Below are 9,429 nucleotides of genomic sequence, written 5' to 3' on the forward strand. Positions count from 1 at the left end.
ATGGACGACGAGGTGACCGTCCGCGCTGCGGCCGAGATCTCCATTGCGGTGCGCGGTGAAGGGCAGCGCGATGTGCCCACCGCTGCGAGCAATCTCGCGGCGCGCGCGGTGGCGGCGCTGGCCGACCACGCTGGTGTGGCCGACCGCGCAGTGGCGATCGACATCGACAAGCAAATTCCGGTCGCCGGGGGGATGGCCGGCGGCTCGGCCGACGCCGCCGGAGCCTTGTTGGCCGCGGCGCGGCTGTGGCGTCTGGATGTGTCGCGCGACGACCTGATGGAGCTCGCCGGGTCGCTCGGCAGCGACATTCCGTTCGCCCTGCTCGGCGGCGCCGCGTTGGGAACGAATCGCGGCGAGAAGTTGCTTCCCACGCTGCACCGCGGTGAGCTGCATTGGGTGATCGTGCTGTCTAAGACCGGCCTGTCCACTCCCCAGGTGTACCGGGAACTCGATCGGCTGCGCGCTGGTCGGGGCGAGACGGTGCCGCGGCCGGAGCGACCGGACGAGCTCATGCAGGCGCTGGCTTCCGGCGACGTGCGTGCGGTGGCCCCCCTGCTGCACAACGAGCTGCAGCCTGCGGCACTGTCATTGCAGCCGCTGCTCCGGCGCACCTTGCGCGCTGGTGCCGAAGCCGGCGCGCTGGCCGGTATGGTGTCCGGCTCCGGACCGACGTGCGCGTTTCTGTGCGAGAGCGCCGAAGCAGCAGTGGCAGTGGCCGCGGAGCTGTCCGGCCTCGGTGTCGCGAAGGCGGTGCGCACTGCCCACGGGCCGGTGCCGGGCGCGCGATTGGTTCCGGTGCACTGATGGCGCCGGGTACCAATACGTCGCTGGTCGTCGCCGAGAAGATCAGCAAGAGCTTCGGGATCAAGCCGCTGCTGAGCGAGGTGAGTGTCGGTGTGCACGAGGGTGAGCGCATCGGCGTCGTCGGCCTGAATGGTGGCGGCAAGACGACGCTGTTGGAGATCATTGCGGGCATTACGGAACCAGACTCGGGTCGGGTCTCCCGGGTCGGCGGCATCGATGTGGTGACCGTGACCCAACGCGGCGAATTGCCCTCGGGTGCCACGGTTTCCGACGTGGTGCTCGGTGCCGACATCGCCGAGCACCAGTGGGCCTCCGATGCCCGCGTGCGGGGGATTCTGTCCGGACTGGGCGTCGACGAACTTCTGGAGCGCGGTGTGGACGCACTGTCAGGTGGACAGCGCCGCCGGGTCGCGCTGGCGGCCGCGCTGATCACCGAGGCGGATCTGCTGATCCTTGACGAGCCGACCAACCACCTCGATATTGAGGGCGTGGCGTGGCTCGCTGATCACTTGGTCTCCCGACGCAGCGCGCTGGTGGTGGTGACGCACGACCGCTGGTTCCTCGACACGGTCGCGCAGCGCACCTGGGAGGTGCACTCCGGTGGCGTCGATGAGTACGAGGGCGGCTACAACGATTGGGTCTTTGCTCGTGCCGAGCGTTCGCGCCTGGCCGATGCGGCCGAAGAGCGGCGACGCAATTTGGCTCGTAAGGAGTTGGCCTGGCTGCGCCGCGGCCCGCCCGCCCGCACGTCGAAGCCGAAGTATCGGGTGGAGGCCGCCGAGAAGCTGATCGCCAATGTGCCGCCGCCGCGCGATACGGTGACGCTGTCGGCCTTCGCTAAGCGTCGACTGGGCCGCGTGGCGATTGAGTTGGAGAATGCTCACGTGAGCGCGCCAGCCCAGTCTGACGGCACCCCCGGGCGGACGCTACTGGACGAGACCACATGGCGCCTGGCGCCCGGTGAACGCATCGGTCTGGTCGGCGTTAACGGCTCCGGAAAATCGACACTGCTACGCGCCCTCGCGGGCGAGGTTCCGGTGGCCCCGGGGCGCCGCGTGGTGGGCAAGACCGTCGAGCTCGGCTGGCTGCGGCAGGAACTCGACGACCTCGACGAGTCGATGACCGTGCTCGATGCCGTCGAAGACGTAGCCGGCACGGTGATGTTGGGCGATAAAGAACTCTCGGCGAGCCAATTGGCTGAGCGGCTGGGCTTTGCCCCAGCCCGGCAGCGCACGCCGGTGGGCGACCTATCCGGCGGTGAGCGTCGACGGCTGCAGTTCACCCGAGTGCTGATGGCTGAACCGAACGTGCTGCTGCTCGACGAGCCGACCAACGACCTGGACATCGACACCCTTCAACAACTGGAAGATCTGCTCGACGGATGGGCCGGGACGCTGGTGGTGATCAGCCATGACCGCTACCTGATCGAGCGGATCTGCGACTCCACGTGGGCCCTGTTCGGCGATGAGAAGCTGACCAACCTCCCGCGCGGCATTGACGCATACTTGGAAAGGCGTGCCGCCGAGGCGAATGCGTCAGTGAAGAAGACCGCCGGGCCGAAGAGTGTTGCCGTGCCACGGAACTCTGTTCCGACGTCGACTTTGAGTGCAGCCGAGCACCAGTTAGCGCGCAAGGCCGCCAGTCGTGCCGAGCGTCAGCTGGAGAAGCTGAGCAAGCGCGAGAACGAACTCCACACGGCGATGATCGACGCCGCTGTCGACCCGGACAAGCTCACCGCGTTGAACACCGAACTCCAGCAGGTTCTCGTCGACAAAGAGACGGCGGAACTCGAGTGGATGGAGGCCGCCGAACTCCTCGAGTGAGCGAGCGTGTCAGCGAATGATGACGCGTTCGATCAGCGTCGCGATCTCGGTGGAGCCGCGGTGATTGAAGTGCCACCGCAAGGTGCCTGCTTCGTTGGTCTGACCCTCGTACCAGGCCCCGGTCTTGGCGCAGGCGTCCCGGCCTTCGGAAAGATTCTGGACGTCGATGAACGAGCCGTCGATACTTTCGGCGACGGCGCGCAGGGTCGTGTTGGCCTTCTGGAAGACATCGCGCATCCAGGCGGCGTCGCCGTCGGGAAGTGGGACGGTGGGGAAGCAGCCGCGCTCACCGATAAAGCCGCCGAGGCCGACCATCACGATCTGCGCCTTCGGCTGCTTGGCGCGGATGGCGGACAAGGCGGACCGGGTCGCGCGATCCATGGCGGCGATCCGCTGGTCTACGCGAGCGTTCAGCGCGGCGTCACCGCGGCAGTTGCGGTCCTCACCGGACCGGCTCACCAGACACTTCGCCAGGATTGCGCCCCACTGCATGTCGTTGCCGCCGATACTGATGGTCAGCAGTTGGGCGCCCGCCGGTACTTGTTCGATTTGTGCGGGACGGGGGTAGACGTTGGTGCGCTGCGGCGTGGACCAGAGGTTCGCACTGGTGGCTCCGGCACACGAAGTGTCGGTGAACAGCGCCGGCTGCAGCTTCTTCCGCAGCATTTCCGGGTAGCTGTCCGCTGAACGCAGGCAGCCGAGGTAGTAGCCCAGCGTCGGGGTCTGGTGGGTGCCCGAGGCGCGCGAGTCGCCCATTGCGACGTACGCGCCGCCGGTGTAGGGCTTGACCTGCGAGATACCGTCGGGTGCTGCGTCGGCCGGCGCCGTATTCCCCAGTACCAGGGCCGCGCCGGTCAGGGCAGTTGCGGTCAGCAGGGCTGCCCATCGTCGTCGCATCGTCAAGTCCTCACCGCAAGTCGGGTGGGCCGCTTCCCCGCGGTCCACACAAGTCCAAAAGTATGCACCACTGTTGCGTATGGGGCCAGTGGGGTTACCGGAAGGCTATCCAACCGTGATCTTCCGGGGGGTGTCCCTTTCGGTGATTGAGCGAGCGGAGCGAGTCGAAATCAGAAGCGGGTCAGTTGATCGTGACCTCGGTGGTCTTGCCCGCGCCGTCGTCGAGCATGTCGGTCCCGAGGCTACGGAGACCGCCCGCGCGGCGTCCATCGAATTTCCGCGGGCGGGCTCGGCTAGCGTGGACGCATGTCTTTCATCCGAACCTCTGTGACCGGTGCTGTCGGCGAGATCGTGCTTGACCGACCCAAGGCGCTCAACGCCCTCGATCAGTCGATGATCGACGACATGTACGCGATTCTCGTCGAGTGGGGCGACGAGGACGCCATCGAGACGGTGCTCGTCACCTCGGCTAGTCCGCGGGCCTTCTGCGCCGGGGGTGACATCCGCGCGATCCGGGAGTTCGCGATCGCGGGTGACACCGCAGCGATCACCCGATACTTCAGCAGCGAGTATCGGCTGAACCAGCTGATCGCCGAATACCCCAAGCCGTACATTGCGCTGATCGACGGCGCCGCGATGGGCGGCGGCCTGGGCATCAGCGTGCACGGCGAGCTGCGGATCGTCACGCAGAACGCGCTCATCGCCATGCCGGAGACGGCGATCGGCTTCTTCCCCGATGTGGGCGCCACGTACTTCTTGCCGCGACTGCCCGAGGGGGTCGGCCGGTGGTTGGGTCTGACCGGAGCCCGGATCCGCGGTAGCGATGCCGTGGCCGTCGGGCTCGCCACCCATTTTGTCCCCGCCGAGCAGCTGCCGACCGTGGCCCAACAGATTCGTGAAGGCGTCGACCTGGTCGATGTGCTGGCCGACCATCGCGCCCCGGTGACTACCGACTTGCCGCTGGTCACGATCGCGAGCTACTTCCCCTCCGATGCGGAGCCGGTGAGCATTCTGGGCGGACTGCGCGGCGCGGTGGGCGACCAGTGGGCGGCGGAGATGGCCGATCTCCTCGACGCCGCCTCGCCGACCAGCCTCGACGTCACTGCAGCATTGCTGGCCGCGGGCGAGCAGTCCTCGCTCGCCGAGTGCCTGGAGCGAGAACTGCATGCCGCCGAGCAAATCACCGGCACCAACGACTTCCGCGAAGGCGTCCGCTCGGTACTGGTCGATAAGGACCGCAATCCGTCGTTCGTTCCGCCGACGCTCGACGGCGTCGACTCGGCTGAGGTCGCCCGGATCAGCGGCGCAGAGTAAACCAGCCGCCGAGGGCCGCGACCGGCGCCGGGGGCACGGTGTCGTCGACGTTGTAGTCGACGTCGTCGTCGGGTTTGAACGTATTTCCTGGCATCAGGGCGGCGGTGGGACAGTCGAAGCGGCCGCTGGCGCCGATCTGGGTCACTTGCGTGAGGAGCAGGGTGCACTGGTCGCCGGCGTAGTAGCGGCCGTCGATGGACAGGCCGACGCGCGCCGCGATCGGGTGGTCCAGTGGGCCTACCCACGGGATGACTCCGTTACCGAGGTGCGGAAGTATGCCACCGGTGAGGGCGACTGCCTCGAACTCGATCTGGCCGCCCTCGCCGCCCGGGCCGGCGAAGGTGAACAAGATCGCGTCCGGCGGGACCTGCGGATCCACCGGGCCGGACTTGGCGAATGTGACACACACCGGCGGCGCACCGTCCAGCGGCGTCATGCCGATGTGCATCTCGCCGGCCGGATAGTCCAGCCCGTAGCCGGTGCGGACCACCTGCCCCGGGGGCGGCGTCGTGGTGCAGTCCACCGGGTCCATGCGGGTCGCGGCCGGATTGGCTGGCGCCGTCGCGACCGGATCGGCGCCGCGCGTACTTGGCGCGGCGCTATTGTCCGACGCACCGCAACCGGCAAGCAATGCGGCGGCGGCCAGCCCCGCAGCGGCGATGGCAGGCGTGCGCATCAGTCCGCCGCAGCCACCAGGGGTTCGAGGGTCAGGTCCGCGAACTCCTTCTCGATGAACTGCAGGCGCCATTTGTCGCTGAACAGCGCCAGCACCGCTCCGTCGCTCCGGGTGAAGACTTCGACGCCGCGTTGGCGGGCTAGTTCGTCCGCGCTCTGCTCGTCGGTGCGTCGGGCCAGCGAATACCCCAGCGGCTCGATGACGGTGTCGACATTGAATTCGGCCTTCATCCGCGCGGTCACCACTTCGAACTGCATGGGACCCACCGCGGCCAGCACTGGCGAGGCATCGCCGCGCACATCGTTGCGCAGCACCTGCACCACGCCCTCGGCGTCCAGCTGATCGATGGCCTTGCGGAACTGCTTGTATTTGTCGGCGGTGGTCACTCGCAGTGCCGAGAAATGCTCCGGGGCGAACGACGGGATCGGCGGGTACTGGACCTTCGGATCGATGAACAGCGTGTCGCCCGGCGCGAGGGCCATCGCGTTCACGAGACCGACCACGTCGCCGGGGTAGGCGGTGTCGACGGTGGAACGATCGCGACCGAAAACGGCCTGCGCGTACTTAGTGGCGAACGGTTTACCAGTCTGCGCGTGTGTCACGACCATGCCGCGTTCGAACTCGCCAGACACGATGCGCATAAAGGCGAGCCGGTCGCGGTGGCTCGTGTCCATACCAGCCTGCACCTTAAAAACGACGGCGCTGAACGGATCGGTCACTTCGCGCTCGACGTTGTCGATTGCCTTGCGCCCCTTGGGTTCTGGTGCATACTCGATAATCGAATCGAGGAGCTGGCGGACACCGAAGTTCAGCATGGCAGACGTGAATAGCATGGGGGAGGTTTGGCCGGCCAGGAACATCTCCTGGTCGTGATCCTGGCCCAGCTCGGCGAGCAGTTCGCTCTCTTCGAGCGCCGCGGTCCACGCGTCGCCCTCGCGGGCGGCGGCCGCATCGGCAGTCATTGTTTCTTCCGGCGCGATCTTCGCGCCGCCGGCGGTGCGGGTGAAGCGAATATAGTCGCCGGTGCGCCGATCCAGCAGTCCGCGGAAGTCTCCCGCAATGCCGACCGGAATGTACAGCGGCGTGGGAATCAGGCCGATGCGCTCGGTGATCTCGTCGATCAATTCCAGCGGCGCCTGACCGGGGCGGTCCCACTTATTGATCACGGTGATCACCGGGATCCCGCGGTGCCGGCAGACCTGGAACAGTTTGAGCGTCTGGGGCTCCAGGCCCTTGGCAGCGTCGATCATCATCACGGCAGCGTCGACGGCGGTCAGTACGCGGTAGGTGTCCTCAGAGAAATCCGAGTGGCCGGGCGTGTCGACCAGGTTGATCACATGCGGAAAATCGTCGGGATCTCCGGTCGCGGCGTACCGAAGCTGCAGGGCGGTGGAACTGATGGAGATACCGCGGGCCTTCTCCATCTCCATCCAGTCCGAGACCGTCGCCCGACGGCCGCCCTTGCCGTGCACCGCACCCGCCTCGCTGATCATGCGGGTGTGCAGCGCCAACGCCTCGGTCATCGTCGACTTACCGGCATCCGGATGGGAGATGATCGCGAAGGTGCGACGACGCTTGCATTCACTGGCGATGACGGCGGAACTCACCCGTCCACGCTACTCGAAGGGGACTGGGGGAAGCTTAACCACCTGGGCGGCGTAGCTGAGTCCGGCGCCGTAGCCGAGGAGCAGCGCCACATCGCCGGGCTTGCCCGCACCGGTGGAGAGCACCTCTTCCATGGCGAGCGGGATCGAGGCCGCCGAGGTGTTGCCGGTGTTCTCGATGTCGTTGGCCACGACGGTCTCCGGGCGGAAGTGGAGGTTCCTGGCCAGCAGCTCGTTGATCCGTGAGTTGGCTTGGTGCGGGATAAAGACGTCGATGTCGGATGGATCGACCTTGGCGGCCTCCATGGCACGCTGGGCGGCTTTGCCCATCTCGAATGCGGCCCAGCGGAACACCGCGGTGCCCTGTAGTCGCAGGTACGGGCGTTCGGTGCGGTCGCTGTCCAGGAAGGTGATCCAGTCGACGTCCTGGCGGATGGCGTCATACTGCTCGCCGTCGCTGCCCCAGACCACCGGACCGAGTTCGAGTTCCTTGGTGGGGCCAACCACGACGGCGCCTGCCCCGTCGCCGAAGATGAAGCAGTTGGTGCGGTCGGTCATGTCGAGCGTGATCGAGAGCTGCTCGGCGCCGATCACCAGCACGTGGGTGGCACTGCCGGCGCGGATCATGTCCGAGGCGATTCCCATCGCGTAGCCGAAGCCCGCGCAGCCGACCGTGACATCGAAGGCGGGTACGCCGTTCGCGCCGAGCTCGGCGGCCACTTTGGTGGCCCCCGCCGGGGTGAGGAGCAGGTGGGTGTTGGTCGCCAGGATCACCGCGTCGATGTCGCTCCCGGACAGCAGCGCGTTGGCGATGGCCTTTTGTCCGGCGTGTACGGCCATCTCCACGACCGTCTCGTCGCGCCGGGCGAAGCGGCGGTTCTTGATTCCGGTCCGCGTATAGATCCACTCGTCTGACGAGTCGATCTGTTCGCAGATCTCGTCGTTGGTCACCACGCGCTCGGGTCGGTGTGCACCGATCCCCAGCATGCCGATCGTCGAGATTCCGGGCAGTTCCGCGAATTCCACCATCGTGCCAGCCTGACACGACGACCCGGCTACGCGGAAGTAGCCGGGCCGAATCGGTGCGCAGGGACGTTAAGAACCGAACATGCCGTTGGTGGCACTCGAGAACTGCGTGCGCATGTCGTTGAGCGGACTGCGGTCGGCGTAGAAGAACGCGGTGTTCGATTTGGTGCCGCTGCACTCGAAGTACACGGTGTTCATCCCGGGCTTCATGCGGGCCTTGTCTACGAGGTTCAACGTCGGATCGATCGTCTCGCTGATCGGCGGGGTGTAGGACAAAGTGCCGGGGGTGCCGTTGACGAACTCTTTGCATGGGCCGGTACCGCCAGTGACGGACTCCCCCCACCCAGTGGAGCCTTTCAGGGTGATCGTCAAGACCGGCGGTGTGGCCGCGGCGGCAGTGCCGACCCCCAGGACAGCACCTCCCGTCAGGGCCGACGCGCCGAGGGCGAGCGCACAGGTGATGCCGGTCGCCCGGCGGCGGAGAGATTGAGGGATGCGGGACATCAGAGTCCTCCTGAGATGAGATCTCCTTGCGGAGCCACCGGACCTTCCGGTCCTCCCAGTGCACCGCTCCCGCCGGTCGTCGGCGCGCGTAGTGCAGTACTCGACTTTTCGTCGCTCTCAGTCGTCGATGGCGGCGAGGTGTGCCGCGAGCGGACCGACGGGCTGCTCATCGAGGCCGTCGAAGCTGGAGATCTTCGGGGCCGGCGGCAGTGTCACGACCGCGCCGGCGTAGCTCAGGCCGGCGCCGAAGCCCAGCATCAGAGCGGTGTCGCCACCCTTGGCTTTGCCGGTCGCCAGCATTTCTTCGATGGCCAGCGGGATGGATCCGGCCGAGGTGTTGCCAGTGTTCTCGATGTCGTTGGCCATCGGCATGTCATCGGGGAAGCCGAGGTTCTTTTTCAGCAGCTCGTTGATGCGGCCGTTGGCTTGGTGCGGAATGAAGACGTCGATGTCGTCAACGCCAGCTCCGGATTCGGTGAGCAGCGCGTTGAGGGCCTTCGGCAGCGTAATCGCTGCCCAGCGGAAGACGCGCGGGCCCTCCATGTAGATCACCATGCGGCCGACCGGGTCGATCTCTCGTTCTTTGCCCTGGTATTCCACTGCGCGCGCCATGTAGCTGACGGTGTCGATGTTCTGGGCGATGGCGCTGGAATTCTCGCCGTCGCTGCCGGACACGATCGGGGAGATCCCGTTCTCGTCGGTCGGGCCGATCACCACGGCGCCCGCACCGTCACCGAAGATGAAGCCGGTACTGCGGTCGGTCGGATCGAGCCCCACCGAC

General features: G+C 66.7%; 9 protein-coding genes. 3 read left to right on the top strand and 6 right to left on the bottom strand.

Annotated elements, in window-relative coordinates; all coding sequences use genetic code 11:
• Both WAW85_RS12665 and WAW85_RS12670 read left to right on the top strand, forming a co-directional pair.
• Positions 1-804, top strand: an 804-nt coding sequence (locus WAW85_RS12665) for a 4-(cytidine 5'-diphospho)-2-C-methyl-D-erythritol kinase (RefSeq protein WP_422559962.1), incomplete at its 5' end; no start/stop codon positions are given.
• Positions 804-2,627: an ABC-F family ATP-binding cassette domain-containing protein gene (locus tag WAW85_RS12670; protein WP_422559963.1), complete on the top strand. Its 1,824-nt coding sequence runs from the start codon at positions 804-806 to the stop codon at positions 2,625-2,627. The genes WAW85_RS12665 and WAW85_RS12670, both read left to right, overlap by 1 nt.
• A 9-nt stretch (positions 2,628-2,636) precedes the next feature.
• Here the strand turns inward: WAW85_RS12670 and WAW85_RS12675 are convergent, their stop codons facing one another.
• Positions 2,637-3,524, bottom strand: a complete 888-nt coding sequence (locus WAW85_RS12675) for an SGNH/GDSL hydrolase family protein (RefSeq protein WP_422559964.1) — start codon at positions 3,522-3,524, stop codon at positions 2,637-2,639.
• A 306-nt stretch (positions 3,525-3,830) separates the two neighbouring features.
• Here WAW85_RS12675 and WAW85_RS12680 point away from each other — a divergent pair, with 306 nt between their 5' ends.
• Positions 3,831-4,838, top strand: coding sequence for an enoyl-CoA hydratase/isomerase family protein (locus WAW85_RS12680; protein WP_422559965.1), 1,008 nt, complete (start codon positions 3,831-3,833; stop codon positions 4,836-4,838).
• Here WAW85_RS12680 and WAW85_RS12685 read toward each other — a convergent pair.
• The 5 genes from WAW85_RS12685 to WAW85_RS12705 form a co-directional block, all read right to left on the bottom strand.
• Positions 4,822-5,514 carry a hypothetical protein gene (locus tag WAW85_RS12685; RefSeq protein WP_422559966.1) on the bottom strand — a complete coding sequence of 231 codons (693 nt, stop codon included), beginning with the start codon at positions 5,512-5,514 and terminating at the stop codon, positions 4,822-4,824. The two genes, WAW85_RS12680 and WAW85_RS12685, sit on opposite strands and share 17 nt — an antisense overlap.
• Positions 5,514-7,121, bottom strand: a complete 1,608-nt coding sequence (locus WAW85_RS12690) for a peptide chain release factor 3 (RefSeq protein WP_422559967.1) — start codon at positions 7,119-7,121, stop codon at positions 5,514-5,516. Before WAW85_RS12690 ends, WAW85_RS12685 begins: the two co-directional genes overlap by 1 nt.
• Positions 7,122-7,130: 9 nt before the next feature.
• Positions 7,131-8,147, bottom strand: a complete 1,017-nt coding sequence (locus WAW85_RS12695) for a beta-ketoacyl-ACP synthase III (protein ID WP_422559968.1) — start codon at positions 8,145-8,147, stop codon at positions 7,131-7,133.
• Positions 8,148-8,213: 66 nt separating this feature from the next.
• Positions 8,214-8,648: a hypothetical protein gene (locus WAW85_RS12700; protein WP_422559969.1), complete on the bottom strand. Its 435-nt coding sequence runs from the start codon at positions 8,646-8,648 to the stop codon at positions 8,214-8,216.
• A 117-nt stretch (positions 8,649-8,765) separates the two neighbouring features.
• A partial coding sequence (locus tag WAW85_RS12705; protein WP_422559970.1) for a 3-oxoacyl-[acyl-carrier-protein] synthase III C-terminal domain-containing protein occupies positions 8,766-9,429 on the bottom strand: 664 nt, incomplete at its 5' end.

The sequence above is a fragment of the Gordonia sp. (in: high G+C Gram-positive bacteria) genome (genome assembly GCF_049299075.1).
GTDB lineage: Bacteria > Actinomycetota > Actinomycetes > Mycobacteriales > Mycobacteriaceae > Gordonia.